Genomic DNA, 26,269 nt, shown 5'->3' with positions numbered 1-26,269 from the left:
GTTCGTCCTTAACGGCTGATCGGGGTCAGGCGCAGCAAGTGTATCCGCCGGCTGTCGGCGTTGAGAATACGGAACTTGTAGGCACCGATCTCAGTGGTTTCGTTGCGCTTGGGCAAGTGGCCGAAGGCGCTCATCACCAGGCCGCCCACCGTGTCGAACTCATCGTCCGAGAACTCGCTGTCGAAGAACTCGTTGAAATTGTCGATCGGGGTCAGCGCCTTGACCAGGAAATCGCCGCTGGGCAGTGGCTTGATGTAGCTGTCTTCCTCGACGTCATGCTCGTCTTCGATGTCGCCGACGATCTGTTCGAGCACGTCCTCGATGGTCACCAGGCCCGCCACGCCGCCGTATTCGTCGATGACGATGGCCATGTGGTTGTGGTTGGCGCGGAACTCGCGCAGCAGCACGTTCAGGCGCTTGGACTCCGGCACGAAAGTGGCCGGGCGCAGCAGGTCCTTGATGTTGAAGCTGTCGCCGTTCTCCTTGAGGATCAGCGGCAGCAGGTCCTTGGCCAGCAGGATCCCGAGCACATCGTCATGGCTTTCGCCGATCACCGGGTAGCGCGAGTGCGCGGCTTCGATGATGGCCGGCAGGAATTCGCGGGGTGACTGGGTAGCCTTGATGCTGATCATCTGCGAACGCGGGACCATGATGTCGCGCACCTGCAGGTCGGCGACCTGGATGGCGCCTTCGACGATGGTCAGCGCTTCGCTGTCGAGCAGCTTGTTCTGATGGGCTTCGCGCAGCAGCTCAAGGAGCTCCTGGCGGTTTTTCGGCTCATGGGCAAAAGCCTGGGTCAGTTTACCCAGCCAGGACTTTTGCCCGTTGCTCGATCGATCTTCGCTCATGGCGGTTCTCGTGATCCTTCGTGTATCAGTGTGTGAGAGGTAGGTTTTCATCGTCGGCATACGGGTCGGGGTGACCCAGTTCTGCCAGCAAATCTCGTTCCAGTGCTTCCATCTCCTCGGCCTCATCGTCTTCGATGTGGTCATAGCCGAGCAGGTGCAGGCAGCCGTGGATGACCAGGTGTGCCCAGTGCGCTTCGAGTGACTTGCCTTGCTCGGCAGCCTCGCGCTCGACCACCGGCACGCAAATCACCAGGTCGCCAAGCAGTGGGATATCGAGCAGTTCGTCGGGCACATCGGCCGGGAACGACAGCACATTGGTCGCGTAGTCCTTGTGCCGGTAGGTGTGGTTAAGCTCGCGGCCTTCCGCTTCATCCACCAGGCGGATGGTCATTTCCGAGTCGGCCGTGCGCTGGCGCAGGGCCAGCTCGCACCAGCGTCGGAAGGCGGCATCGTCAGGGGCGGCGGCGTCCGTGGCCCGTTGCAGGTCAAGTTCAAGCATCTTTGCTAGCTGCCTCGGGCTTGGCCTGGCGAGCTTCGAAGCGGTCGTAGGCTTCGACGATACGCTGCACCAGTGGGTGACGAACCACATCTTTGGGTTGGAAGTGGGTAAAGCTGATCCCCGGAACGTCCTTGAGCACCTCGATCACATGGGTCAGGCCCGACTTGGTGCCGCGTGGCAGGTCGACCTGGGTGATGTCACCGGTGATCACCGCCGTGGAGCCGAAGCCGATGCGGGTGAGGAACATCTTCATCTGTTCGAGCGTGGTGTTCTGGCTCTCGTCGAGGATGATGAAGCTGTTGTTCAGGGTGCGGCCACGCATGTAGGCCAGCGGGGCGATCTCGATCACCTGGCGCTCGATCAGCTTGGCCACGTGCTCGAAGCCGAGCATTTCGTACAGGGCGTCGTACAGCGGGCGCAGGTACGGGTCGATTTTCTGCGCCAGGTCACCGGGCAGGAAGCCGAGTTTTTCACCCGCCTCGACCGCCGGGCGCACCAGCAGGATGCGGCGCACTTGTTCGCGCTCCAAGGCATCCACGGCGCAGGCCACGGCCAGGTAGGTCTTGCCGGTACCGGCCGGGCCTACGCCGAAGTTGATGTCGTTGGCCAGGATTTCCTTCACGTAGCGCTGCTGGTTGACGCCGCGCGGGCGAATGTTGCCCTTGCGTGTGCGCAGCGAGACGCTGACCTCGTTGACCGCTGGGTTGTCGAGGGTCTCGACGGTCGACTCCTGCAGGTACAGGTGCACGGTCTCCGGCGACAACTCGTTGGCCTTGGCCTCGCGGTAGAGGCGGCGCAGCAATTGCTCGGCAGCGGACGTGGTCTTGGGATCGCCGATCAGCTCGAATTGATTGCCGCGGTTGCGGATCTCGATGGCCAGGCGTTGTTCGATCAGGCGCAGGTGCTCGTCGAACTGGCCGCACAGGTTGGCGAAACGGTGGGCCTCGAAGGGTTCGAGGATGAAGCGATGAGGTTGTATGGGTGCGTTCAAGGTCGTTTTTAGCCGCTCGACGGCAATAAGGGTGAACTCAAGAATAACCCTTGAAGGGCAGGGGCGAAAGCACTGAAACGATCAAGGGTATGGACTGCCTCCGGGCACTGTTATGATGCGCGCCTTTTCTTACGCATGTGTTAACCCGCCAAACATGAGCAAACGCGAACCCGCCATCTACAAAGTGATCTTCCTCAACCAGGGGCAGGTCTTCGAGATGTATGCCAAACAGATCTTCCAGAGCGACCTGTGGGGATTTCTGGAAATCGAGGAGTTCGTCTTCGGTGAGCGCGCACAGATCGTCGTCGACCCGAGCGAAGAGAAACTCAAGAACCAGTTCGAGGGTGTGATCCGTAGCTTCGTGCCGATGCACTCGATCGTGCGTATCGACGAGGTGGAGCGGCTGGGCACGGCCAAGATCAGCGAGGCGAGGGTGAGTGGCAATGTGATGCCATTCCCCATGCCGATGCCGGAGAAGTAGGGCGAATCAGGGCAGTGGCGAGAAGGGCGAGCGCCCTTCGGCGTTCTGCAGCTCCAGCAGGTATTTGCGGAAGATCTGGCCCAGCACCTGGGTGGCGTGCTCCAGTTCATCGCGTGGCATCTGCTCGGTCACTTCGTCGGCCATGTCCAGTGCGTCTTCCGCACCGTTGACGGCCGCCATCTTCAGCAGAATATAGGCTTGCACATTGTTGGCCTTGACCCCTTCGCCGTGGAAGAACATCGCGCCAAGGCGGTACTGGGCGTCGGCATGGCCTTGCAGCGAGGCTTTGCCGAACCAGTCCAGGGCCTTTTTCAGGTCTTTGGGCGTTTGCGTGTAGTAGTACTCACCCAGTTCGTACTGCGCCTGGGCGTCCCCGCTCGTCGCCGTCTGCTCGCAAGCCTTCAGTGCATTCTCCAGGTCTTGCGGCTGGACATCGAGCGTGCAGCGCCCCGTTGCCGGAATCAGCAACGAGTTACCGCCCTCTGCCAGTGCCAGCAGGGGCTGAAGAAGCAACAGGCAGCCCAGGGTCAGGGCGCGGCCGGTGCGGTTCATGGGGATCGACATACCTCTGCGAAGCTACGGCCAATGTCTCTGGTGGCACATTATGGGATAAGCAGCGCCAACCTTACAAAGTTTTACTCGATTTTCTGCGTCGGTGGGGAAAGTTGCAGATTTTATTGTCTGCACCGGCCTCTGTGGGAGCGGTCTTGCCCGCGAAGAGGCCGGTTCAGGCGGGCATTACTTCAGGGCCGCAAAGGCCTTTTCGGCCGCATCCAGGGTGATCTGCAGCTCTTTTTCGCCATGGGCGATAGACGTGAAGCCCGCCTCGAATGCGCTCGGCGCCAGGTACACGCCGCCTTCGAGCATCAGGTGGAAGAAGCGCTTGAAACGGTCGGCATCGCTGGCCATCACGTCCTCGAAGGTGACGATGTCGTCGGCGCCGCTGAAGTAGAGGCCGAACATGGCACCGGCCTGGGTGGTGACGAACGGCACGCCAGCGGCATCGGCACGCTGCTGCAGGCCGTCGAGCATGCGGCTGGTAAAATCGGTCAGCTCGGCATGGAAGCCCGGACGGCTGATCAGCCTCAGGGTGGTCAGGCCTGCGGCCATGGCCAGCGGGTTACCCGACAGGGTGCCGGCCTGGTACACCGGGCCCAGCGGGGCGATGCAACCCATGATCTCGCGCTTGCCGCCGAAGCAGCCGACCGGCATGCCACCGCCGACGATCTTGCCGAAGGTCGACAGGTCCGGGGTGATGCCGTAGTAGCCCTGGGCACCGCCGAGCGAAACGCGGAAACCGGTCATCACTTCGTCGAAGATCAGCACCACGCCGTGTTTGTCGCACTGCTCGCGCAGGCCTTCGAGGAAGCCTGGCGCCGGTGGTACGCAGTTCATGTTGCCAGCAACGGGCTCGACGATGATGCAGGCCACGGTCTGGCCGACATCGGCCAGGGTCTTCTCGACCGCAGCGATGTCGTTGAATGGCAGTGTCAGGGTGTGCTTGGCGAAGTCTGCAGGCACGCCCGCCGAGCTCGGTACACCCTGGGTCAGCAGGCCGGAACCGGCCTTGACCAGCAGGCTGTCGGAGTGGCCGTGGTAGCAGCCTTCGAACTTGATGATGGCGTCGCGGCCGGTATAACCACGGGCCAGGCGGATAGCGCTCATGGTGGCTTCGGTGCCGGAGCTGACCATGCGCACCATCTCCATCGACGGCACAAGCGAGCAGACCAGGTCGGCCATCTCGGTTTCCATCGCAGTCGGGGCGCCGTAGGACAGGCCGTGCTGCAACTGGTTGCGCACCGCGTCGAGCACTTCCGGGTGGCCATGGCCGAGGATCATCGGGCCCCAGGAACCCACGTAGTCGACGTAGCGCTTGTCGTCCTCGTCGACGACATAGGCGCCTTCGGCATGCTTGAAGAACAGCGGGGTGCCGCCGACGCTCTTGAAAGCACGGACCGGCGAGTTGACGCCACCGGGGATGTGCTTCTGGGCTTGGGCGAACAGGGATTCGGAACGGGACATGGGATCTTCTCTCGAATTCAGGAGGCGAACAGGGCGTTGAAGGCGCGGGCGCGGCGGGTGACTTCCTGCGCGCTGTCGGCACCGAACAGCCCATGGATCACCGCCAGCAGGTCGGCACCGTGGGCGACCAGCGGGGCGGCGTTGTCGAGGGTGATGCCGCCGATCACCGCGATCGGCAGCTTGACCTGGGCCCGGGCCTGTTCCAGCAGAACGACGTTGGCGGCCGGTGCGCCGGGCTTGGTCACGGAATTGAAGAAACGGCCAAAGGCGACATAGCTGGCGCCTTCGCTGGCGGCCTGCGCCGCCAGTTCGAGGCTGGCGTGGCAGGTCGAGCCGATGATCGCCTGGCGGCCAAGCAGGGCGCGGGCCGGGGTCAGCGGGCCGTCGGTCTGGCCCAGGTGTACGCCGACGCCCAGGCGCGCGGCCAGTTCGGCATCGTCGTTGATCAGCAGCTGGGTGCCGTAGCGCTCGCAAAGCTTCATCAGCGCTTCGGCCTCGCGCAGCCGACGGGCGGCGTCATCGCTTTTGTCGCGGTACTGCAGCAGGCACACGCCGCCTTCCAGTGCCGCCTCGACATGGGACAGGAAACGGCCGGCGAGCAGCTGGCTGTCGGTGATTGCATACAGACCGCGTAGCGACATCGGAAAGCCTCGTGTCAGGAGCAGAAGTCCAGGGGCAGGCGGCGCGGCACGAACTGGCCCTTGCCCAACTGCTCGGCGTCACGCAGGGTGCGCCAGGTGTAGTCGAGTGCAGTGCGCACGGCACTTTGCAGGTCTTCACCCAGCGCCAGGCGGCCGGCCAGGGTGCTGGCCAGCGTACAACCCGAGCCGTGATAGCTGCCCGGCAGACGCTGGCAGGTCCAGGTGTGGCGCTGGCCGTCGCGGCTGTACAGGCGGTTGTGGATTTCGTCTTCGTCGCCGTGGCCACCGGTGATCAGCAGGTGCTTGCAAAACGGCAACAATTTTTCCGCACACTCGTCGGCGCTGCCCTCGGGCAGTTCGGCCAGGATACGCGCCTCGGGCAGGTTCGGGGTGGCGATGGCGGCCAGTGGCAACAGGCGTTCGCGCACGGCGTAGCCGACTTCGTCCTTGCCCAGCCGGCCACCGCCACCAGCGCGCAGCACCGGGTCGCAGACCATCGGCAGGTGCGGGTGGGCGCTGAGCAGTTCGGCGATGGTGTCGACCATTTCGATCGAGCCGAGCATGCCCAGCTTGACTGCGGCTACCGTGGAGTCGGCCAGCACGGCATTGGCCTGGGCCAGTACCCACTCGCGGTCGAGCACGCGGAAGTCGGAAACGTTGACGGTATCCTGCACGGTCAGGGCGGTCACCGCGGGTGCGGCGTGACAGCCTTGGGCGATCAGGGCTTCAATGTCTGCCTGCAAGCCGGCGCCGCCACTTGGGTCGTGGCCGGAGAGACAGAGGACAACGGGGCGGGAGCTGTAGGTATTCATGGGCGGCGAGCTTACCACCAAACCCTTTTGTGCGGATCGTCCTACAAACGGCTTTTGCTGATCGATAGGTCAGATTAGTGTTTGTGAACTTCCTGTAAGTACCGATTTAGAGCCTTTTCTTTCAAAAATAAGATGGCCGGTGGCCAGCGTGGAAAGCTATGCTAGAGTGCTCCGATAACTCGATAAACGGGCAGCACCGGATTTCGTCGTCTCATAGGGATAGGGGGCCATCGCGACGCGACCGGGCAGGCCATGCTGGGGCTGTATGCGCTATCTCTTGATTTTGCTACTGGGCTGCTTGCCCGCGCTGGCCGCTGCGGTCGATTTCGACGCCAGCACCCGGCATATTGCGCTGGGCAAGGTCATGCAGGTCTATGAAGACCGCGATGGCAGCGCCAGCATTGCCCAGGTCACCGCACCCGCGTTCGCCAGCCGTTTTCGTACGCACCGTGAGGATGTGCTGAACGCCGGGTATTCGACGTCGGTGTTCTGGTTGAAGATCGATCTGCGCTACCAGGCCTCGGTAGACGCCATGCCTCGCCAATGGTTGCTGGAGCTGGCCTATCCGCCGCTGGATCACCTCGAACTGTACCTGCCAGGGACCGATGGTCGTTACCGGCTGGTCCAGCGTACCGGCGACGCCTTGCCCTACGACAGCCGCCAGATCCGCCAGAACAACTACTTGTTCGAATTGCCCCTGCAACCCGGGCAGGCCACCACCGTTTACCTGCGGCTGCACAGCGAGGGTTCGGTGCAGGCGCCGCTGGCGCTGTGGTCCGCCGAAGCCTACATGGAGGAACAGCCGACTCGCCTGTATGTACTGGGGATGATCTACGGCGTCTTGCTGGTGATGCTGGTGTACAACCTGTTCATCTTCCTCAGCGTGCGCGATGTCAGTTACCTCTACTACATCCTCTACATCGCCTCGTTCGGCCTCTACCAGGTCTCGGTCAATGGTGCCGGGGTGGCGTACTTCTGGCCGGACAGCCCATGGTGGGCGAATGCCGCGACGCCACTGTTCATTGGCGCGGCGGGCTTGTTCGGCTGCCAGTTCGCCCGTCATTTCCTGCGTCTAGGCAAGATCAGCCGGGGCTTCGACCGCCTGCTTCAACTGTTGATGCTGGGTGGCGCGCTGGTGATGGTGCTGGCGGTGAGCATGCCCTACGGCATCGCCCTGCGCATGGCCACGGTCCTGGCCTTGCTGTTTACCGTGAGCATTTTTACCGCGGGCTTGTACGCCTGGTCGCGCGGTTTGCGCGTGGCCCGCTGGTTCATCATCGCCTGGACGGCGTTTCTGCTCGGTGGTCTGGTCAATACCTTGATGGTGTTGGGTTACTTGCCGAATGTGTTCTTGACCATGTATGCCAGCCAGCTCGGTTCGGCGCTGGAAGTGGCGCTGTTGTCACTGGCCCTGGCCGACCGCATCAATAGCATGCGCGAACAGCAGGCGCAGACCCTGCGTGAGACCGGCCGGACCTTGGAACACCTGAATCAGCAACTGGCCCGGAGCAATCACCTCAAGGACGAATTCCTCGCCACCGTCACCCACGAGCTGCGCACACCGATGAACGGCGTGATCGGTTCGCTGGAGTTGATGCAGACCTTGCCGATGAGTGCCGAGATGGCCCAGTACCAGCGCACGGCGGTCGGCTCGGCGCAGAACATGATGGACATGGTCGACGATATCCTCACCCTCACCGAACTGCAGGCCGGCCGAATGCGCTTGCAGTCCGCGCCGTTCAGCTTGCGGCGCATGCTCCAGGACCTGCGTGCCGGCTATGCCGGGACGGCGTTGGGCAAGGGGCTGTACCTGAGCCTGGACATTCCCGCCGAGCTGCCGGACGAACTGCTGGGCGATGCGCACAAACTGGCGCGCTGCCTGGGTTGCCTGGTGGACAACGGCCTCAAGTTCACCCATCAGGGCGGCGTGATGGTGCAGGTGCGCGGTCGCCGTCTGGGGCCGGACAGCCTGGCGCTGACCTTCACCGTCAGTGACAGTGGTATTGGTTTCGATGACTTGGATCAGGCGATCTTGTACCAGCGCTTCTTCCAGGTCGATGGCTCGATGACCCGGCGTTATGGCGGGTTGGGTATTGGCCTGTCGATCTGCCGGCAGATGGGCGAGGTGCTGGGTGGCCAGCTGGTGCATGAGTCTACGCGCGGGTTGGGTAGCCGGTTCGAGTTGAGCCTCGAAGTGACGATAGCGCAGGTGCAGATGCCAGCGGGGAGGGCGGTGTCGGGGGATGTGCGGTTTTGAGGATGATCCAGTTCCATCCACACCTTTAGTCACTTTTGTCACTTTGACTCACCGAGCGTGAGTGCTTCACTGGAACTCTCAGCCTGACCCGGCCCCCAGGAGCTCCCGATGAACCTGCACCAGTACGCTGAAACCCACGAAGTCACCAACCAGCCGCCGTCCCTCGACGGCGCCAACCTGTATCGCCTCGATCTGCCTTTACAGGAATGGTCACGGCGTTTCGGGGCCGGTTGGGCCGAGTCGCGGATCGACGCTTATGGTGCCCTGGCCGGTGGGCCGCTGATGGCCGCGGGTTTTCTCGCCAACGCGCACAAGCCTGAATTCAGCAGCCACGACCGCTACGGCCACCGCATCGACCTGGTTGAATTTCACCCCGCTTACCACGAGCTGATGCGCACGGCCGTCGAACACGGCCTGCCTTCGCTGCCCTGGGCCGAGCCACGCCCAGGCGCACACGTGGCCCGGGCAGCGATGACCTACCTGCACAGCCAGGCCGAAGCCGGCAGCGGCTGCCCCCTGACCATGACCTTTGCCGCCGTCCCCGCGCTCAGGTTGCAGCCCGACTTGGCCGAATACTGGCTGCCGAAGATCCTCGCCCGCGAGTACGACCCGCGCAATGTCGGCGACCGGCACAAGGCCGGGGTCACCATCGGCATGGCCATGACCGAAAAGCAGGGCGGCACCGACGTGCGCGCCAACACCACCCGCGCCTACCCGGTTGGCAGCCCCGGCCCAGGCCAGGCCTACGAGCTGGTCGGGCACAAGTGGTTCTGCTCGGCGCCAATGTGCGATGCCTTCCTCACCCTGGCACAGACCGACAAGGGCCTGAGCTGCTTCCTGTTGCCACGTCATCGCCCGGACGACAATCGCAACCAGTTCTATATCCAGCGCCTGAAAAACAAGCTCGGTAACAGCTCCAACGCGTCCAGCGAAGTGGAGTTCCGTGGCGCACTGGCCTGGATGGTCGGCGAGGAAGGCCGGGGCGTGCCGACCATCATCGAGATGGTGGCAATGACCCGTTTCGACTGCATGGTCGGCTCCAGCGCCCTGATGCGCCAGGCCTTGACCCAGGCCGCCCATCACTGCGCGCACCGCAAGGTCGGTGGCCGGGTGCTGAGCGAACAGCCGCTGATGCAGAACGTGCTGGCCGATCTGGCCCTGGAAAGCGAGGCGGCGCTGGCCTTGAGCCTGCGCATGGGCCAGGCTCTGGAGCAGCTCGACGATCCGCAGCAGGCGCATTTCGCTCGGCTGGTCACGGCGGTGGGCAAGTACTGGATCTGCAAGCGTGCCCCGGCCATGATCAACGAGGCCGCCGAGTGCCTGGGCGGCGCCGGGTATGTCGAAGACAGTATCCTCCCGCGCCTGTACCGTGAGGCGCCGGTCAACTCTACCTGGGAAGGCTCTGGCAACGTGCAGTGCCTGGACGTGCTACGAGCCCTGTCCAAGGAACCGGGCGTGCTCGATGCGCTGTTTACCGAGCTGGGCGATGGCCACGGCGACCCGCGCCTGGCCGCGCACATCGGCAATCTCAAGGGGGCGTTCGCCGACACCAGCGACATTCAATACCGCGCCCGTCAGCTGACCGAAGACATCGCCCTGGCCCTGCAGGCCAAGCTGTTGCTCGAAGCGGGTAACGCTGCGGTCAGTGATGCCTTTATCGGCAGCCGCCTGGCAGGCGGCGGGCGTGTGTACGGTGCGTTGCCACGTGGCGCCGATGTGGCGGCGTTGGTGTCGAGAGCGACACCTGCCTGGCCGTCCTGAGTTGCCCTTTTCGCGGGGCAAGCCCGCTCCCACAGAGTCAGCGCTGATCGATGGAGGTGTTTTTAGCGGCGAAGGCAGGCAAGATGGCTGACATGCATGTCCAGACAGGAAGCACAGTGTGAGCCACGCCTTTGTAGTCGTTGATACTCCCGAACAGGCCGTCGACCGTCTGGCGGCCCTGCATGAACAGGCCACCGGGGCCCTCAGCCAAGCCCTCAAGCGTTACCTGAAAGACCGTACCGAACCGGACGCCGACGAGCGCGCCGTCTACCGCTACCCGGCGCTGCGCTTGACCTACTACAGCCACGGTGAAGTCGCCGCCACCACCCGTGCCTATGCCAAGGTGCAGGTGGCCGGTACCTACAGCGTCACCGTTACCCAACCTGCGGCATTTCGTGGCTACCTGCTCGAGCAGTTGCGCCCGTTGATGCACGACTACACGGTAACCGTCGAAGTCGGCGTCAGCGAACAAAACATCCCTTACCCCTACGTGGTCGACCAGGGCGATGAGCTGGCCGGCAGTGGCATCACCGCCGCCGAGCTGGCGCGGGTGTTCCCCAGCACCGACCTGTCGGCCGCCACCGACAACATCGCCGACGGCCTGTGCGACTGGGGTAGCGCCGAAACCCTGCCGCTGGCGCTGTTCGATGCCGCCCGCGTGGACTTCTCGCTGCGCCGCCTGGTGCACTACACCGGCAGCGACTGGCGCCACGTGCAGCCGTGGATCCTGCTGACCAACTATCACCGGTATGTCGACCAGTTCATCAGCCACGGCCTGGAGATGCTGCGTGAAGACCCGCGCTTCGTGCGCATGGTGCTGCCGGGCAACGTGTCGATCGAAAAGGGCATGGACCACGGAGAAGCGCAGGCCCTGGTGGCCAGCGTGGTCTGGCACCGCTATCAGATGCCGGCCTATCACCTGATCGCCGCCGATGGCGACGGGGTTACCCTGGTCAACATCGGTGTCGGCCCGTCCAACGCCAAGAACATCACCGACCACCTCGCCGTGCTGCGCCCGCACTGCTGGCTGATGATCGGCCACTGTGGCGGCCTGCGTCAGTCGCAGACCATCGGTGACTACGTGCTGGCCCACGCCTACATGCGCCGTGACGGCATCCTCGACCGCGTGGTGCCGCCGAACATCCCCATCCCGGCGCTGGCCGAGGTACAGCTGGCGCTGCAGGAAGCGGCGGCGCAGGTCACCGGCGAACGTGGCGAGGAGCTGAAAAAGCGCCTGCGCACCGGCACCGTGCTGACCTACGACGACCGCAACTGGGAGCTGCGTTGGGCCCAGGAACGGCCATTGATCAACTTGTCGCGCGCCGTGGCGGTGGACATGGAAAGCGGTACCATCGCCGCCCAGGGTTATCGCCTGCGGGTGCCTTACGGCACTTTGCTGTGCGTGTCCGACAAGCCGCTGCACAGCGAGATCAAGCTGCCGGGCTCGGCCAACGCTTTCTACAACCGGGCGGTCAGCCAGCACCTGAAGATCGGCATCGCCGCCCTCGACCTGCTGCGCACCGAGCTCAATTCGTTGCACTCGCGTAAACTGCGCAGCTTCGATGAGCCGCCGTTCCGCTGAGGATCCATGCCACTGCCACCCCGTTCCAAGCCGCGCCGCCCCCAGGCGCGGCCTGCCTCCGGCCCACGTCGCCAGGCCAAGGCGCCGCCGGCCGAGCCACGCCTGATCCTGTTCAACAAACCGTTCGATGTGCTGACCCAGTTCAGCGACGGCGAGGGGCGGGCGACGCTCAAGGACTACATCGATATCCCCGGTATCTATCCGGCCGGACGGCTGGACCGAGACAGTGAAGGCTTGCTGCTGCTTACCAATGATGGTGGCTTGCAGGCGCGCATTGCCGACCCCAAGCACAAGCTGGCGAAAACGTATTGGGTGCAGGTGGAGGGTGAACCGAGCGATGAGCAGTTGCAGCGGCTGCGTGAGGGGGTCGAACTCAATGACGGCCCAACGTTGCCGGCCCAAGCGCGGCGTCTCGATGAGCCGGCGCTATGGCCGCGCAACCCGCCGGTACGCTTTCGCAAGAGCGTGCCGACCAGCTGGCTGGAACTGGTGATTCGCGAAGGGCGTAACCGCCAGGTGCGGCGCATGACGGCGGCGGTGGGGCTGCCGACCCTGCGCCTGGTGCGGGTGAAGATCGGCGATTGGGCGCTGGATGGCCTGGAGCAGGGGTGCTGGCGCGAGGTGGCGGCGAAACTCTGAGGCCGCTTTCGCGGGGCAAGCCGGATCGCCGGACCGCCGCTCCCACAGTTATTGCAGTGACCTAGTGGGACTGGGCTTGCCCCGCGAAGAGGCCTTCGGATCAAACTCCTTCCAGAAACCCCACCACCACGCTCTTGATGATGAAAGCCAGCACCCCAAGCCCCAGCACGAAGAACAGGATCATCGTGCCGAAGCGCCCGGCCTTGGACTTTTTCGCCAGGTCCCAAACGATGAAACCCATGAAACCGATCAACACGGTGACCAGGACGATCATCATCCATTCTTCGAATACGGCAGGATCCATCGGTGTTCTCCAGGCTGGCTCAGCGAAGGTGGGTCAATGGCAACTCGGTACTCGCCAGCACCTGGTTGAGCACGAAGCTCGAACGCACGCTGGTGACGCCGTCGATACGGGTCAGGCTGCCTAGCAGCAATTTCTGGTAGTGGTCCATGTCCGGGACCACCACTTTCAACTGGTAGTCGGCATCCATGCCCGTTACCAGGCTGCATTCGAGCACCTGCGGCAGGTTGCGGATGGCCGCCTCGAAGGTCTCGAAGCGCTCGGGGGTATGGCGGTCCATGCCGATCAGCACGTAGGCGGTCAGGCTCAGACCCAACTTTTTCCGATCGAGCAGGGCGACCTGGCGCGAGATATAGCCGTCATCCTCCAGCTGCTTGACCCGACGCGAGCACGGCGACGGCGACAGGCCGATGCGTTCGGCCAGCTCCTGGTTGGAGATGCGCGCGTCGCGCTGCAATTCGGCGAGGATGCTCAGGTCGTAGCGGTCCAGCTTGCTCATGGAAAAGGCCTTTTCTGTTCAGATTGCGGTGAATTATCGATCCAGGGTTAAAAATTGCGCAAGTGCTATTTATCTGAGCAATCTTCGCAATCCTCTGTCGGCGCTGTACCGGTATCGTTACCCACAGAATCACTGCCCGGACATCAGTCCACGGCGACGCGCCCTAGGCGGGCGGTCGCGGCCAACCATCCAACAGGGATGCGCCAGGCCCCCGGGCTACACACCTTCCAGAAGACGGTGTGAGGTGAGCCGGCGCCACAAGCGCCGAGCACGGACGACAATTCTTGAAGGGAGGCCCGGTGGCCTCCCTTTTTTCATGTCCGCGATTTCATCTGGCTAGCCACAGCAGGCGCGGTAGACTGGCGGCGAGCCATTTTCTTTACCGTGAGGAAGACCATGAAGTCGCGCATCTGGCAGTTGGCAGGTGTCTGTTTGCTGGGTATCAGCCTGAGCGCCTTGGCCCAGGGCCCGGACGAAGGGCATGGCGGTAACGGCCGCCCGCTCAATTCGCGCGATGAAGTGCGCCAGACCGAGCCCGCACGCCAGGGCTATTACCAGGACATCCCCCGGCGCAATGGCGATTGGCAGGGGCGCCCGGATGGCCATGGCAATGGTTGGGGGCCAGGGCCGCAATACCGGCCAGGGCACAGCGTCGATCACTTCCCGGACCGCTATTGGAAAGTGCCATACCGGGGGGAAGAGTATTTTTACTCCGGTGGTTATTGGTACCGCCCGCACGGCGGCAGCTATATCGTCGTGACCCCGCCTTATGGCGTGCGGGTCGACTACCTGCCGTCCTATGCCCGGGAGATGTGGGTAGGGGGCGCATTGTTCTTCCTGGTGGCCGACACGTATTACCAGTACCTGGCTGACAGTCGGCAATACGTTGTGGTCAGCCCGCCCCCGGTCGCACCCGCGCCGGTGGCACCCGCACCGACAGGCAATGCTTATGACGTGGTGGCCTACCCAATGAATGGGCAGGGGCAGCAACAGCAGGACCAGGACAGGTATCAGTGCCACCGCTGGGCGGTAAGCCAATCCGGGTTCGACCCGGCAACCGCGCCGTATGCCCCGCCTGGCAACGTGGCGGACACCTATCGCCGAGCCCTGGGCGCCTGTTTCAGTGGCCGCGGTTACAGCATCAACTGATCCGTAAATTTTGCATGGCCCCCTGTGGGAGCGGCTTCAGCCGCGAACACCGGCGAAGCCGGTGCCATCCACCGCATCGCCTGCTTCGCGGCTGAAGCCGCTCCCACTGGGGCATGTGCAGCGTTACACCGGGTCGGCGTGCACCATCACATCCGCTTGTGGATAACGCTGGCAGATCACCTGAGATGCCTGCACGCACAGGGCGTGGGCATCATGCAGTGGCAACTGCCCAGGCAATTCCAGGTGCAGTTGAACGAACCACTGGTTGCCCGACACCCGTGTGCGCAAGTCATGCACTCCTTTTACCCCGGGAATGCCGAGCACCAGCTCGGCCATGCCCTCGCCAATCTCGCCGGGCAATTCCTTGTCCATCAGGATGGCCGTGCTTTCGCGGGCGATCTGCAGCGCGCTCCAGAGGATGTACAGGGCGATGCCCAAGCCGAACAGCGCATCGAGCTGCGGCCAGCCGAAGCGGGCCAGCAGCAGGGCCAGCAGGATGCTGCCGTTGAGCAGCAGGTCGGAGCGATAGTGCAGCGAGTCGGCACGTACTGCCGTTGAACCGGTCACACGGATGACCTTGCGTTGCAGCGCCAGCAGGGCAAGGGTCAGCACCAGCGACAGGAGCATTACGCCAATGCCGATGGCGGTATCACCCAGCGGCTGTGGCGACTGCAGGCGCTCGGCCGCTTGTACGCCAATCAGTACCGCGCTGACCCCGATGAACAACGCCTGCGCCATGCCCGCCAGGGCTTCAGCTTTGCCGTGGCCGAAGCGGTGGTCATCGTCGGCTGGCCGCAACGCATAATGCACCGCGAGCAGATTGAGGAATGATGCGACCGCATCCAGTGCCGAGTCGGTCAGCCCGGCCAGCAGGCTGACGGAGCCGCTGAGCCACCAGGCCAGCGCCTTGCTCAGCACCAGGATACTGGCGACCGCCAATGACGCGCGAGTGGCCAGCCGTAACAGGCGTTGGTGCTCGGCTGAAGTGGTCATCCCTGAGTTGGCTTCCTTATGACGATCAAGCCGCCGGTACCATGCCGAACGAAGCCAGCTGTTCGACGCTGCCGCGATGCTGAATCAGGCGCGGATCGTCCAGCGGCAGACGCTGGCCCAGTTCGCTTTCGAGGATAGCCTGCAGCTTGAGGTTGTCGACCTTGCCGTCTGGTGTGACGGCTTCGCGTAGTTTCTCCGGCGCAACCTGCGCCGTGGTGCCGCCGGGGTAATAGATGGCACCGGTGGCAAAGTCGACGCCAAAGGCGATCAGGCCAGGGATCACGTAGAACAGAATGCCGATGGCATCGAGGGCGACGATGACCGGGTCGACCTTGCCTTCGATTTGCCCGCGGCGGTCAGGGTAGAACAGCGTGCCACAGGCCGTCAGCTGGGTCAGCAGGGTGGCGATGAGGGCGCCACCGATGACGCGGGATGGGATGCGCATGTAAATCTCCGGAAAAGGTGTACCGCAGGGTGGGCGAAACGCCAGCACCTGATGCTAAGACCATGATAGAGCAGGCTGGGTTCGCCGTTATACTCGCCTCACTGTTCGAGGACCACCATGATTTCTTTACCAATCGATGCCGTTTTACCGGCCTTGCGCCAGGCCTTGGAAAACCGTGACGAGGCCGTGCTCGAAGCACCGCCCGGCGCCGGCAAGACTACCCGCGTGCCGCTGGCGCTGCTGAATGAACCGTGGCTCGCCGGGCAGACCATTCTGATGCTCGAACCGCGCCGGCTGGCGGCGCGGGCGGCGGCTGAACGGTTGGCCAGCGAACTGGGGGAAAAGGTTGGCGAAACGGTGGGTTATCGCATCCGCCTGGAAAGCAAGGTGGGGCCCAAGACCCGCATTGAGGTGGTCACCGAAGGCATCCTCACCCGCCGCCTGCAAGCTGACCCTGCGCTTGAAGGCGTGGGCTTGCTGATCTTCGATGAGTATCACGAGCGCAGCCTCGACGCCGACCTGGCGCTGGCGCTGAGCCTCAATGGCCGTGAACTGCTGCGCGACGATCCGCCGCTGAAAATTCTGTTGATGTCCGCCACCCTCGAAGGCGAGCGCCTGTCACGCCTGCTCGACGACGCCCCGGTGGTCAGCAGTGAAGGCCGCATGCACCCGGTGGATATCCAGTGGGGTCGGCCATTCCAGCCCGGCGAGTTCATCGAGCCGCGGGTCGTGGACAGCGTGCTCCAGGCCTTGGCCGATCAGCCCGGCAGCGTACTGGTGTTTCTGCCAGGCCAGGCCGAGATCCGCAGGGTCAACCAGAGCCTGCAGGAAGCGCTGGGCGAACGCCCCGACATCCTGCTGTGCCCGTTGCACGGCGAACTTGACCTCAATGCCCAGCGCGCCGCCATCGACCCGCCGCCCAAGGGCCTGCGCAAAGTGGTACTGGCCACCAACATCGCCGAAACCAGCCTGACCATCGACGGCGTGCGCGTGGTGATCGATGCCGGCCTTGCCCGAGTGCCGCGCTTCGACCCCGGCAGTGGCATGACGCGCCTGGACACCCAGCGTATCTCCCGCGCCAGCGCCACCCAGCGCGCTGGCCGTGCGGGCCGCCTTGAGCCAGGCGTGTGCTACCGGCTGTGGTCCGAGGCCCAGCATGATCAGTTGGCTGCCCATGGCAGCGCCGAAATCCTCCAGGCCGACCTCGCCGGCCTGGCCCTGCAGCTCGGCCGTTGGGGCGTCACGCCGGATCAGCTGCGCTGGCTGGACCAGCCGCCCGCCGCAGCGTTCTGCCAAGCCCAGGACCTGCTGGCGCGGCTCGGTGCATTCAAGCCGGGCAGCCGCGACAACCTCAGCGAGCACGGCCAGGCCATGGCCGAGCTGCCAGCACATCCTCGCATCGCCCATCTGCTGCTGCGCGGCCAGGACCTGGGCCTGGCCGCGATGGCCTGTGATGTCGCCGCCTTGCTGGGCGAGCGTGATATCCAGCGCGGTGGCGGCGCCGACCTGCACAGCCGGCTGGCGTTGGTCAGCGGCGAGAGCAAGGCCAGCCGTGGCGGCCAGGGAGGTGTGCAGCGCGCCCGGCAACTGGCCCGCCAATACCGCGGCCTGTTGCGTGGCAAGGCGGGTGCGGCGGTGGTTGACCCCGACCACCCACGCTGGCTCGGTGCCTTGCTGGCGCTGGCCTACCCCGACCGGGTCGCACAGCAGCGTCGCGAGGGCGGCGCCGAGTACCGCCTGGCCAATGGTCGCGCCGCCTTGTTCGCCGAGGTCGATGCGCTGATGAAATGCCCCTGGCTGGTCATCGCCGACCTGGGCAGCCGCCAGGGTCAGCGCGAAGAGCGCATCTACCTGGCTGCCGAATTCGACCCGGCGCTGTTCGACGAGGTGCTGGCCGAGCAGGTTGAGCGGGTCGACATCCTCGATTGGGACGAGCGTGAGCAGGTGCTGCGTGCAGAGCGCCAAGTCAAGGTCGGCGAACTGGTGCTCAGCCGCGAGCCGCTGCCAGGCCTGGACGACGCGGCCCGGGCCAAGGCGCTGATCGGCCTGGTGCGGCGCAAAGGCCTGAACCTGCTGACCTGGACACCGGAGCTGCGCCAGTGGCAGGCGAGGGTGGCGCTTTTGCGTCAGTTGGATGTGGATAAAAATGGCCAAAGCGAATGGCCTGATCTGAGCGACCAGGCGCTGCTGGCCAGTCTCGAAGACTGGTTGCAGCCGTATCTTGGCAAAGTCTCGCGCCTGAGCCATTTCGCCGCCCTGGACCTGTCCTCGATCCTGCGCAACCTGCTGCCCTGGCCGCTGCCCCAGCGCCTGGACGAATGGGCGCCTGCGCATTTGGTGGTGCCGTCCGGCTCGAATATCCGCCTGGACTACAGCGAAACCCCGCCGATTCTCGCCGTACGCTTGCAGGAGCTATTCGGCTTGGCCGACACTCCGCGCATCGCCCAGGGCCGCCAGCAGGTGAAGTTGCACCTGTTGTCGCCGGCGCGCCGGCCGGTGCAGGTGACCCAGGACCTTGCCAACTTCTGGCGTACGACCTATGCCGAGGTGAAGAAGGACCTCAAGGGGCGCTACCCGAAACACTACTGGCCGGACGACCCGCTCGTCGCCGAAGCCACCGCGCGGGCCAAGCCGCGCGGTACCTGAAGTTTCAATCAGCCGGTGTGGCGTTGCCGGCTTCGCCTCCCAGCAGCATGAACAGGCGATACAGCACCACGGTGCTGAACAGCTGCAGGAACCCGCTCAAGCTAGCCAGGGCCAGATCAACCGCTGGCGCCGGCTCGGGGAAGGCCATCATCAGCAGCCCGTCAATCAGCCAAAGCGGTGCCAGTACGCTAAACACGCAAATCATGATGCGCATGAAGTGCCCGGTGGTCATGCGTGCGCTTTCACGCATCGACTGCACCACTGGCAGGCCGCGCAGCACCAGCAAGTATTCGGCGAATACCAGGTTGATCATGATCCATACGCCGGGGAACACCAGCAGTGTCAGGCCGAACACGATCAGCAGCGAGCTGATCAGAATCAGCAGCGCCAGTTGCGGCCAAAGCTGCACGGCGCGGGCGAGCAGGTCACGTCGAGGGGTGTCCTGACCTCTGCTGCGGGTGTCGAGGTAGAGGATCAGCGCCGCGCTGTACAGCGGGTAGAACAGCAAGCTTACCAGCATGCTGTAGGCGGCGGAGGCCTCATCGCCAATCTGCCCGTACAGCAGTTGGGTGACCAGGGCTTCGAGCACCACCAATGGCAGGCACAACGGGATGATGCTCACCAGGTGGCGGCGGAAGAAGTAAAAGGAGTCGCGCAGAACGCTCAGCGGATTCATCAGTCAACATCGCATGGCAGTAAAAGCAGGGGCCTAACTTTAGCCCAGAGCGGTAACTTGCTGAAAAAAGTTTCACCACGCCGGTGATTGAATCTGCCGCCCGCGCGCCCCATCTTTGGCACGTCCGATGTCCCGCTAGCCCATGAGGTAGCCCAATGAACACCGATGAACAAACCCTGATCGATGGCCTGTTCGGCCGCATCAAGCAAGCCGAAGACCCAAGCCAACCGCGCGATGCGCAGGCGCAGGCACGGATCGAAGAGCACCTTCGCCAGCAGCCGGCCGCGCCCTACTACATGGCGCAGGCCATTCTGGTGCAGGAAGCCGCGCTCAAACAACTGGACGAGCAGAACAAACAGCTCGAAGCCGAACTCAAGCAGGCCCGCACTCAGGCGCAAGCGACCCCGGCCAGCAGTGGCAACAGCGGTGGGGGCTTTCTGTCGAGTCTCTTCGGGGCGGGTGCACGCAACCCGGAGCCGGCTGCGCAACCGCAGCGCTCGAACGCGCCGGTGGCTTCCGCCGGAGGCTGGCGCGAGCCAAGCGCACCAGGCTTCTCCCGGCCACAAGCACAAATGCAACAGCAACAGCCAGGCTTCGGTGCCGCGCCGGCCCGTGGTGGTGCCAGCAGCTTCCTTGGCGGCGCTATGCAGACTGCTGCCGGTGTGGCCGGTGGTGTATTGCTGGCGCAAGGTATCAGCAGCCTTTTCAACCACGATTCACAGCCAGAAGCAGTGGCCGAGGTACCCAAGGAAGAGCCGACACCGGCCAGCGACACGGGCGGTTGGAACGACCAGGGCGGGCAGGAGCATGTGGCGGACAACGGTGGCTGGAGCAATGACCAGGGTGGCTTCGCCGACACCGACTACGGCAACGACGACGGCGGCTTCTTCTCCGACGACGACACCTTCGTCTGATCGCTCTGGCATACTGCAGGCATTTACAGGGGCGCCCATGCGCCCCTTTTCAGCCGAGGGTATGTAGTGAAGAAAATCGCACTGTTCGCCGATGTGCAGAACCTCTACTACACCGTGCGCCAGGCCCACGGCTGCCATTTCAACTACACCACCTTGTGGAACGAGGTCAGCCGCGAGGGTGAGATCGTCGAGGCAGTGGCCTATGCCATCGACCGTGGTGACAGCAAGCAGCAGCAGTTTCAGCAGATCCTGCGCAACCTGGGTTTCGAGGTGCGTCTCAAGCCGTTTATCCAGCGCAGCGATGGCTCGGCCAAGGGTGACTGGGATGTGGGCATCACCCTCGATGTGATCGATGCCGCCAGCCGCGTCGACCAGGTGGTACTGGCTTCGGGGGATGGTGATTTCGACCTGTTGCTGGAGCGGGTGATCCAGCGCCATGGCGCCGAGGCAGTGGTGTATGGCGTGCCTGGATTGACTGCGATGTCGCTGATACGTGCGGCGAGCCGGTATGTGCCGATCGAGGGACGCTTGTTGTTGAAGCATTGAGCGCACCAAAATTGTGCTGCTCATTTAATCCTGTTTTGTAACTTATGTTTGCATGGCGACCTCTCTAAACTCCGTTATCCGTAAACGGATTTCGAGTTTTCTTCCATGCCTGCCTCCCGTCGCTTCCCGTTGTTGCTAATTGGCGCCTTCCTGGCCTTGTACCTGGTCTGGGGCTCCACCTATCTTTTCATTCGTATTGGCGTCGAATCTTGGCCGCCGATGCTAATGGCCGGGGTGCGCTTCGTCATAGCCGGTGGGTTGCTTTACGGGTTCCTGCGCTGGCGTGGCGTGCCAGCACCGACCTGGCCGCAATGGCGTGCGGCAGGGGCGATCGGCTTTCTGCTGCTCAGCTGTGGTAACGGCGGCGTGACGGTTGCCGAGCATGCTGGGGTGGCCTCCGGAGTAGCGGCGCTGGCGGTGGCCACGGTACCGCTGTTCACCCTGGTCTTCGGGTTGTTGTTCGGCCATCGCAATTCGCGTCTGGAGTGGGCAGGCATCCTGCTTGGCCTGATCGGCATCGGCCTGCTCAACCTCGGCTCGAACCTGCAGGCCAGTCCCATCGGCGCCGCGCTGATCCTGTTTGCCGCTGCTGCCTGGGCTTTTGGCTCGGTCTGGAGCAAGAGCTTGCCATTACCTCAAGGCCCCATGGCCAGCGCTGCCGAAATGCTGGTGGGCGGTGCGGTCTTGCTGCTGGGTAGCGCGCTGTCGGGCGAGCGCATGACGCAGATGCCGACTGCCGCAGGTTGGGGCGCACTGGCCTATCTGGTGTTGTTCGGCTCGATCCTGGCCTTCAGTGCCTATATGTACCTGTTGAAAAATGTGCGCCCGGCCGCAGCCACCAGCTATGCCTACGTCAACCCGGCTGTTGCGGTTTTACTGGGCATCGTCTTTGCCGGTGAGCAGATCGGAGCGGAGGAATGCCTGGCGATGGCGGTGATCATCGGTGCCGTGGTGCTGATCGGCCTGCCGCAGTGGCGCAGGCCGGCAGCGCCCGCGCAACCGCTTGAGGGCGAAATCTGCAAGTAGGCCGGGGTGTTGCGGTAAACTTGCCGCCTTCGCTGAACCCCCTGACGGTATTGCCATGAATTTCGCCAAACTCGGCCTGATCGAACCCTTGCTGCGCACCTTGCAGCAACTGGACTACACCACCCCGACTCCGGTCCAGGCTCAGGCCATTCCCGCGGTGCTGGCCGGCCGCGACCTGATGGCCGCCGCCCAGACCGGCACCGGCAAGACCGCCGGCTTCGCCCTGCCGGTGCTGCAGCGCCTGGCGCTGGAGGGGGAGAAGGTGGCCAGCAACTCGATCCGCGCGCTGGTGCTGGTGCCTACCCGCGAACTGGCCGAGCAGGTGCACAACAATGTGCGCGAGTACGCCGAGAATTTGCCGTTGAGCACTTACGCGGTCTACGGTGGCGTCAGCATCAACCCGCAGATGATGCGCCTGCGCCGTGGCGTTGACCTGTTGGTAGCGACCCCAGGCCGCTTGCTCGATCTGTTCCGCCAGAACGCGGTGAAGTTCAACCAGGTGCAGACCCTGGTGCTTGATGAAGCCGACCGCATGCTCGACCTGGGCTTTGCCGAAGAGTTGCAATCGGTGTACGCGGCGTTGCCGCGCAAACGCCAGACCCTGCTGTTTTCGGCCACTTTCTCCGAGCAGATCCGTGTGCTCGCGGGGCTGGCGCTGAACGACCCGCTGAGCATCGAGGTCAGCCCACGCAATGCCGCCGCCACCACGGTCAAGCAGTGGCTGGTGCCGGTGGACAAGAAGCGCAAGGCCGACCTGTTCTGCCACTTGCTGCGCAAGCAGCGTTGGTCGCAGGTGCTGGTGTTCGCCAAAACCCGCAACGGCGTCGATCAGTTGGTGGAACGGCTGCTGGGCGAGGGCGTGAATGCCGACGGCATCCACGGTGACCGTCCGCAGGCCACGCGCCAGCGGGCGCTGGACAGCTTCAAGGCCCGCGAGATCCAGGTACTGGTGGCCACTGACGTTGCCGCTCGCGGCCTGGACATCGACGACCTGCCGCTGGTGGTCAACCTCGACCTGCCGATCGTCGCCGAGGATTACGTGCACCGCATTGGCCGCACCGGCCGCGCTGGCAACAAGGGTGAGGCGATCTCGCTGGTGTGCGCGGATGAAGTCCAGCAGCTGGCCACCATCGAAACGCTGATTCGCCAGACCTTGCCGCGCCATGAGGAGCCGGACTTCATTCCCGATCACCGGGTGCCAATGACCGATGCCAGTGGCCAGGTGATCAAGAAGCCGAAGAAGCCCAAGAAACCGAAAGAGAACAGCGCCAAGCGTGGGTTGGGGCGCTGGATGGACAGTGGCGACGAAGCGCCGGTCAAGGCGGTGCGCAAGGTGCCGAGCTTCAATACCGGGCCGAAAAAGCGTAAGCCCTGATATTGTTGTGGCCGCTTTGCGGCCCATTCGCGGGCTAGCCCGCTCCCACAGATTCTCCGCTGCCCTCAATAATCGCGCTGAACTTGTGGGAGCGGGCTTGCCCGCGAATGGGCTGCAAAGCAGCGCTGGCATTCTGTCAGGCAGACCGTGCCAGCCAATCCGCTGCAGCCCGCCCGGCGCGAAGCCCGCTGGCAAAGCACGCCGTCAACAGATAGCCCCCAGTCGGCGCCTCCCAGTCCAGCATCTCGCCGGCACAGAACACCCCCGGCATGCCCTTGATCATCAACCCCTCATCCAGCCCCTCGAAGCGCACGCCCCCCGCACTGCTGATAGCCTCATCCAGCGGGCGGGTCTGCACCAGCGTCATTGGCAGCGCCTTGATAGCCCTCGCCAGTGAATCAAAGTCGGCAAAGGTTGCCTGATCTGTAAGCTCACGCAACAACGCCGCCTTCACCCCATCGATCCCCAGCTGGCTGTGCAAATGCTTGGCCATCGACCGTGAACCACGTGGCTTGGCCAGCGCCTGGGCAATCTTGTCCACAGGCTTGTCCGGCAACAGGTCGAGCAGCAGCGTGGCCTGGCCGTCGCGATTGATCGCTTCGCGCAGCGGTGCCGACCAGGCATACACCAGGCTCCCTTCGACACCCTGGGCGGTGAGAATGAATTCACCTTTGCGCGGCGCCTTGCCGGGCATGCTCAGGGCAATGTTCTTCAGCGGTGCACCGGCGAACTTGTCCTTAAGCAGCGCACTCCAACCCGCCACCTCAAATCCACAGTTGCTCGCTTGCAGGGGGGAGATATCCACAGCTCGCTCGACCAGCAACGACTGCCAGGCGCCGTCGGAGCCCAGTCTTGCCCAGCTGCCACCGCCCAGGGCAAGCACGACAACGTCAGCCTTCACTTGCATCTCACCCTGTGGATAAGCGATCTGCAAGGTGTTATCGGCATTCCACCCGAGCCAGCGGTGCCGGGTGTGGATAACTACGCCGTTGTCGCGCAGGCGCTTGAGCCAGGCGCGCAGCAAGGGCGCGGCTTTCATGTCGGTAGGGAACACACGGCCTGAGGTGCCGACGAAGGTTTCGATACCCAGGCCGTGAATCCATTGGCGCAGGGCGTCGGCATCAAAGTCGCGCAGTAAAATGTCGATTTCGCCCTGTCGCTCGGCATAGCGCCCAACGAACTGTGGATAAGCTTCCGAATGGGTGATGTTCATGCCGCCAACACCCGCCAGCAGGAACTTGCGGCCCACCGATGGCATGGCGTCGAACACTTGAACGGCCAAGCCTCGCTGGACCAGTGCTTCGGCCGCCATCAAACCAGCGGGGCCACCGCCGATGACGACGGCGAGGGGAGGGGATGCGGGGTGTAGATCGGACATGGTGGGCGACAGGCTGTGGAAAAGTTACGCATTCTAGCGCAGCCGGGCCTGTAGAAGCACTGAACAAAAAATGATCAGTACTCTACAGGCCACGAATGCTGTGGGCTATAGAAGCTTTCACTCAGGTTATCCACAAGCGGTTCCACAGTCATTGTGAACAACTGATGACCTTTGCCGCGCTGTGGTGGAGGATGCCGTGGCGCCGGGCCAGGGCTTCGCGGTCCTTGCTATAGCCGCCACCGATCACGCCGACCACCGGAATATCCCGGCCCAGACAATGGCGCATGACCAGTTCGTCGCGCGCAGCCAGGCCGGCATCGGTCAGTTGCAAGTAGCCGAGGGCATCGTCCTTGTGCACATCGACCCCGGCGTCGTACAGCACCAGGTCGGGTTGATACAGCGGCAACAGGTAATTGAGCGCATCTTCCACCACCTTCAGGTAGGCCGCGTCGCCCATGCCGCGTGGCAGGGGAATGTCCCAGTCACTGTGGGCCTTGCGGGCCGGGAAGTTCTGCTCGCAGTGCAGCGACACGGTAATGGCGTCCGGGGTGTCCTGCAGGATGCGCGCGGTGCCGTCGCCCTGGTGCACGTCGCAGTCGAAGATCAGCACCCGGTGCACGCGGCCGGCCTCCAGCAGGTAGCGACTGATTACCGCCAGGTCATTGAAGATGCAGAAGCCGGCCGGGTGGTCGTAGTGGGCATGGTGGGTGCCGCCGGCCAGATGGCAGGCAATGCCATGCCGCAGGGCCATTTCGGCGGTTAGCAACGAGCCGCCCACCGCGCGCACGGTGCGCTGGGCCAGCGCCTCGCTCCAAGGCAGGCCCAGACGGCGCTGGTCTTCGCGTGACAATTCGCCGTGCATGTAACGCTCGATGTAGCTTCGGTCATGGGCGAGGGCGAGGATGTCGTTGGGGCAGATGTCCGGCCGCAACAGCGCCTGGTCGGTGGTCAGCCCGCTGTCGACCAAGTGGTCGCGCAGGAGGCGGAACTTGTCCATCGGGAAGCGATGCTCGGCGGGGAATTCCGGGCTGTAGTCATCGTGATAGATCAGCGGCAACGGCATGGTGGATTCGCTATCAAGGCCAGTGCTGATCTTGCCAGCAGTTGGCGTGTGGGTAAAAGTTTGCGCCGCGCCTACGCTTAACACTGCAGCACAGAAAAACCGGAGCACACCTCATGACCCTTATCCGCGAACTGGAAAGCGCCCGCCTGGTGCTGCGCCAATGGCAGGACGACGACTTGCGCGAATTCGCCGCCATGTGCGCTGACCCGCACGTCATGCGCTACTTCCCGGCGCCAATGACGCGAGTGGAGGCGGCGGCGTTGATCGGCAAGATCCGCGGGCACTTCAATGAGTACGGATTCGGCCTGTGGGCCCTGGAGCGCAAGGACAGCGGCGCCTTCATCGGCATGACTGGCCTGCTCAACGTCAACTTCGAGGCGCCGTTCGCCCCTGCCGTCGAAATCGGCTGGCGCCTGGCTCGGCGCCACTGGGGCCTGGGCTTTGCCAGTGAGGCGGCGTGGACCTGCTTGCGTTGTGCTTTCGCCCAATTGCGCCTGGAAGAGGTGGTGTCGTTCACTAGCGAAAGCAACCTGCCGTCGCAGAAAGTCATGCAGGCCATCGGCATGGTCCAGGACCTGCCGGGCAGCTTCGAACACCCGCGCCTGCCCAGTGGCCATCCGTTGCGTCCCCACGTGCTGTACCGCATCGACCGCACCCATTGGGAGCAGACCTTGCGCGCTGAATGAGCGGCCATGCGCGGCGCCAATGACAAACCCTGTATCATT

26 protein-coding genes are annotated in these 26,269 nt (G+C 63.9%); 12 read left to right on the top strand and 14 right to left on the bottom strand.

All coding sequences use genetic code 11. The features are described from left to right. Nucleotides 1-8: 8 nt before the first annotated feature. The 3 genes from ACZ6YA_RS22860 to ACZ6YA_RS22850 are packed head-to-tail and all read right to left on the bottom strand — an operon-like array spanning nucleotide 9 to nucleotide 2,338. Nucleotides 9-848 carry an HlyC/CorC family transporter gene (locus tag ACZ6YA_RS22860; RefSeq protein WP_400798650.1) on the bottom strand — a complete coding sequence of 280 codons (840 nt, stop codon included), beginning with the start codon at nucleotides 846-848 and terminating at the stop codon, nucleotides 9-11. Between the two features lie 25 nt (nucleotides 849-873). Continuing rightward, nucleotides 874-1,347: an rRNA maturation RNase YbeY gene (gene ybeY, locus ACZ6YA_RS22855; RefSeq protein WP_465899684.1), complete on the bottom strand. Its 474-nt coding sequence runs from the start codon at nucleotides 1,345-1,347 to the stop codon at nucleotides 874-876. Further along, a complete protein-coding gene (locus tag ACZ6YA_RS22850) occupies nucleotides 1,340-2,338 on the bottom strand; it encodes a PhoH family protein (RefSeq protein WP_465899683.1) in 999 nt (332 codons plus the stop codon). Before ACZ6YA_RS22850 ends, ybeY begins: the two co-directional genes overlap by 8 nt. Nucleotides 2,339-2,492: 154 nt before the next feature. On the opposite strand from ACZ6YA_RS22850, the gene ACZ6YA_RS22845 reads away from it, so the two are divergent. Then, nucleotides 2,493-2,819 (top strand): DUF1820 family protein, encoded by a 327-nt coding sequence (locus tag ACZ6YA_RS22845; protein WP_465899681.1) that lies wholly within the window; start codon nucleotides 2,493-2,495, stop codon nucleotides 2,817-2,819. Between the two features lie 6 nt (nucleotides 2,820-2,825). Here ACZ6YA_RS22845 and ACZ6YA_RS22840 read toward each other — a convergent pair whose 3' ends face one another. The 4 genes from ACZ6YA_RS22840 to ACZ6YA_RS22825 all read right to left on the bottom strand — a co-directional run bounded on the left by ACZ6YA_RS22840 (nucleotide 2,826) and on the right by ACZ6YA_RS22825 (nucleotide 6,294). Next, complete coding sequence (locus ACZ6YA_RS22840) at nucleotides 2,826-3,371, bottom strand: tetratricopeptide repeat protein (RefSeq protein ID WP_465899679.1); 546 nt, start codon at nucleotides 3,369-3,371, stop codon at nucleotides 2,826-2,828. A gap of 186 nt (nucleotides 3,372-3,557) precedes the next feature. After that, on the bottom strand, nucleotides 3,558-4,841 hold the full coding sequence (gene hemL / locus ACZ6YA_RS22835) for a glutamate-1-semialdehyde 2,1-aminomutase (protein WP_465899677.1): 1,284 nt from the start codon (nucleotides 4,839-4,841) through the stop codon (nucleotides 3,558-3,560). 17 nt (nucleotides 4,842-4,858) lie between these two features. Next, complete coding sequence (thiE, locus tag ACZ6YA_RS22830) at nucleotides 4,859-5,482, bottom strand: thiamine phosphate synthase (RefSeq protein WP_465899675.1); 624 nt, start codon at nucleotides 5,480-5,482, stop codon at nucleotides 4,859-4,861. A 14-nt stretch (nucleotides 5,483-5,496) separates the two neighbouring features. Beyond that, nucleotides 5,497-6,294, bottom strand: a complete 798-nt coding sequence (locus tag ACZ6YA_RS22825) for a hydroxymethylpyrimidine/phosphomethylpyrimidine kinase (RefSeq protein ID WP_465899673.1) — start codon at nucleotides 6,292-6,294, stop codon at nucleotides 5,497-5,499. Between the two features lie 265 nt (nucleotides 6,295-6,559). On the opposite strand from ACZ6YA_RS22825, the gene ACZ6YA_RS22820 reads away from it, so the two are divergent. The 4 genes from ACZ6YA_RS22820 to ACZ6YA_RS22805 all read left to right on the top strand — a co-directional run bounded on the left by ACZ6YA_RS22820 (nucleotide 6,560) and on the right by ACZ6YA_RS22805 (nucleotide 12,533). Continuing rightward, complete coding sequence (locus ACZ6YA_RS22820; RefSeq protein WP_465899671.1) at nucleotides 6,560-8,551, top strand: sensor histidine kinase; 1,992 nt, start codon at nucleotides 6,560-6,562, stop codon at nucleotides 8,549-8,551. A gap of 108 nt (nucleotides 8,552-8,659) precedes the next feature. Continuing rightward, the gene (locus tag ACZ6YA_RS22815; protein ID WP_465899669.1) at nucleotides 8,660-10,312 is read left to right on the top strand and encodes an acyl-CoA dehydrogenase family protein; all 1,653 of its coding nucleotides are present in this window, start codon (nucleotides 8,660-8,662) and stop codon (nucleotides 10,310-10,312) included. 118 nt (nucleotides 10,313-10,430) lie between these two features. Beyond that, a complete protein-coding gene (gene amn, locus ACZ6YA_RS22810) occupies nucleotides 10,431-11,894 on the top strand; it encodes an AMP nucleosidase (RefSeq protein WP_403135552.1) in 1,464 nt (487 codons plus the stop codon). Between the two features lie 6 nt (nucleotides 11,895-11,900). Then, nucleotides 11,901-12,533 (top strand): pseudouridine synthase, encoded by a 633-nt coding sequence (locus ACZ6YA_RS22805; RefSeq protein ID WP_465899667.1) that lies wholly within the window; start codon nucleotides 11,901-11,903, stop codon nucleotides 12,531-12,533. A gap of 100 nt (nucleotides 12,534-12,633) precedes the next feature. Here the strand turns inward: ACZ6YA_RS22805 and ACZ6YA_RS22800 are convergent, their stop codons facing one another. Then, on the bottom strand, nucleotides 12,634-12,837 hold the full coding sequence (locus tag ACZ6YA_RS22800) for a DUF2788 domain-containing protein (protein ID WP_400798618.1): 204 nt from the start codon (nucleotides 12,835-12,837) through the stop codon (nucleotides 12,634-12,636). A gap of 19 nt (nucleotides 12,838-12,856) precedes the next feature. Further along, nucleotides 12,857-13,333: an Lrp/AsnC family transcriptional regulator gene (locus tag ACZ6YA_RS22795; protein WP_125462492.1), complete on the bottom strand. Its 477-nt coding sequence runs from the start codon at nucleotides 13,331-13,333 to the stop codon at nucleotides 12,857-12,859. Between the two features lie 396 nt (nucleotides 13,334-13,729). Between ACZ6YA_RS22795 and ACZ6YA_RS22790 the strand changes: the two genes are divergently transcribed. Further along, nucleotides 13,730-14,482 (top strand): DUF6515 family protein, encoded by a 753-nt coding sequence (locus ACZ6YA_RS22790; protein WP_465899665.1) that lies wholly within the window; start codon nucleotides 13,730-13,732, stop codon nucleotides 14,480-14,482. Nucleotides 14,483-14,605: 123 nt separating this feature from the next. Here the strand turns inward: ACZ6YA_RS22790 and ACZ6YA_RS22785 are convergent, their stop codons facing one another. Together ACZ6YA_RS22785 and ACZ6YA_RS22780 are read right to left on the bottom strand one after the other, a co-directional pair. Then, nucleotides 14,606-15,475 carry a cation diffusion facilitator family transporter gene (locus ACZ6YA_RS22785; RefSeq protein WP_465899664.1) on the bottom strand — a complete coding sequence of 290 codons (870 nt, stop codon included), beginning with the start codon at nucleotides 15,473-15,475 and terminating at the stop codon, nucleotides 14,606-14,608. Between the two features lie 25 nt (nucleotides 15,476-15,500). After that, nucleotides 15,501-15,920, bottom strand: coding sequence for a polyribonucleotide nucleotidyltransferase (locus ACZ6YA_RS22780; RefSeq protein ID WP_465899662.1), 420 nt, complete (start codon nucleotides 15,918-15,920; stop codon nucleotides 15,501-15,503). A 117-nt stretch (nucleotides 15,921-16,037) separates the two neighbouring features. Here ACZ6YA_RS22780 and hrpB point away from each other — a divergent pair, with 117 nt between their 5' ends. Further along, the gene (gene hrpB, locus ACZ6YA_RS22775; RefSeq protein ID WP_465899660.1) at nucleotides 16,038-18,566 is read left to right on the top strand and encodes an ATP-dependent helicase HrpB; all 2,529 of its coding nucleotides are present in this window, start codon (nucleotides 16,038-16,040) and stop codon (nucleotides 18,564-18,566) included. Nucleotides 18,567-18,570: 4 nt separating this feature from the next. Here hrpB and ACZ6YA_RS22770 read toward each other — a convergent pair whose 3' ends face one another. Beyond that, the gene (locus ACZ6YA_RS22770) at nucleotides 18,571-19,242 is read right to left on the bottom strand and encodes a YciC family protein (protein WP_465899658.1); all 672 of its coding nucleotides are present in this window, start codon (nucleotides 19,240-19,242) and stop codon (nucleotides 18,571-18,573) included. Nucleotides 19,243-19,397: 155 nt separating this feature from the next. On the opposite strand from ACZ6YA_RS22770, the gene ACZ6YA_RS22765 reads away from it, so the two are divergent. The 4 genes from ACZ6YA_RS22765 to ACZ6YA_RS22750 all read left to right on the top strand — a co-directional run bounded on the left by ACZ6YA_RS22765 (nucleotide 19,398) and on the right by ACZ6YA_RS22750 (nucleotide 23,103). Further along, nucleotides 19,398-20,156, top strand: coding sequence for a DUF2076 domain-containing protein (locus tag ACZ6YA_RS22765; protein ID WP_465899656.1), 759 nt, complete (start codon nucleotides 19,398-19,400; stop codon nucleotides 20,154-20,156). Nucleotides 20,157-20,222: 66 nt separating this feature from the next. Further along, on the top strand, nucleotides 20,223-20,702 hold the full coding sequence (locus tag ACZ6YA_RS22760) for a LabA-like NYN domain-containing protein (RefSeq protein ID WP_465899654.1): 480 nt from the start codon (nucleotides 20,223-20,225) through the stop codon (nucleotides 20,700-20,702). 105 nt (nucleotides 20,703-20,807) lie between these two features. After that, nucleotides 20,808-21,728, top strand: coding sequence for a drug/metabolite exporter YedA (gene yedA, locus ACZ6YA_RS22755; protein WP_400798601.1), 921 nt, complete (start codon nucleotides 20,808-20,810; stop codon nucleotides 21,726-21,728). 55 nt (nucleotides 21,729-21,783) lie between these two features. After that, entirely contained in the window at nucleotides 21,784-23,103 is a 1,320-nt protein-coding gene (locus ACZ6YA_RS22750; protein WP_465899652.1) for a DEAD/DEAH box helicase, read from the top strand. Between the two features lie 136 nt (nucleotides 23,104-23,239). Here ACZ6YA_RS22750 and ACZ6YA_RS22745 read toward each other — a convergent pair whose 3' ends face one another. Then, nucleotides 23,240-24,481: a TIGR03862 family flavoprotein gene (locus ACZ6YA_RS22745; RefSeq protein WP_465899650.1), complete on the bottom strand. Its 1,242-nt coding sequence runs from the start codon at nucleotides 24,479-24,481 to the stop codon at nucleotides 23,240-23,242. Nucleotides 24,482-24,629: 148 nt separating this feature from the next. Continuing rightward, nucleotides 24,630-25,544, bottom strand: a complete 915-nt coding sequence (locus ACZ6YA_RS22740) for a histone deacetylase family protein (RefSeq protein WP_465899648.1) — start codon at nucleotides 25,542-25,544, stop codon at nucleotides 24,630-24,632. Nucleotides 25,545-25,657: 113 nt separating this feature from the next. On the opposite strand from ACZ6YA_RS22740, the gene ACZ6YA_RS22735 reads away from it, so the two are divergent. Then, entirely contained in the window at nucleotides 25,658-26,230 is a 573-nt protein-coding gene (locus ACZ6YA_RS22735; protein ID WP_465899646.1) for a GNAT family N-acetyltransferase, read from the top strand. The last annotated feature ends 39 nt before the right edge of the window (nucleotides 26,231-26,269 follow it).

The sequence above is a fragment of the Pseudomonas sp. NPDC090752 genome, assembly GCF_055584805.1.
Note: the sequence above shows the minus strand (reverse complement) of the source record. Positions and strands in the feature narration are given on the sequence as shown.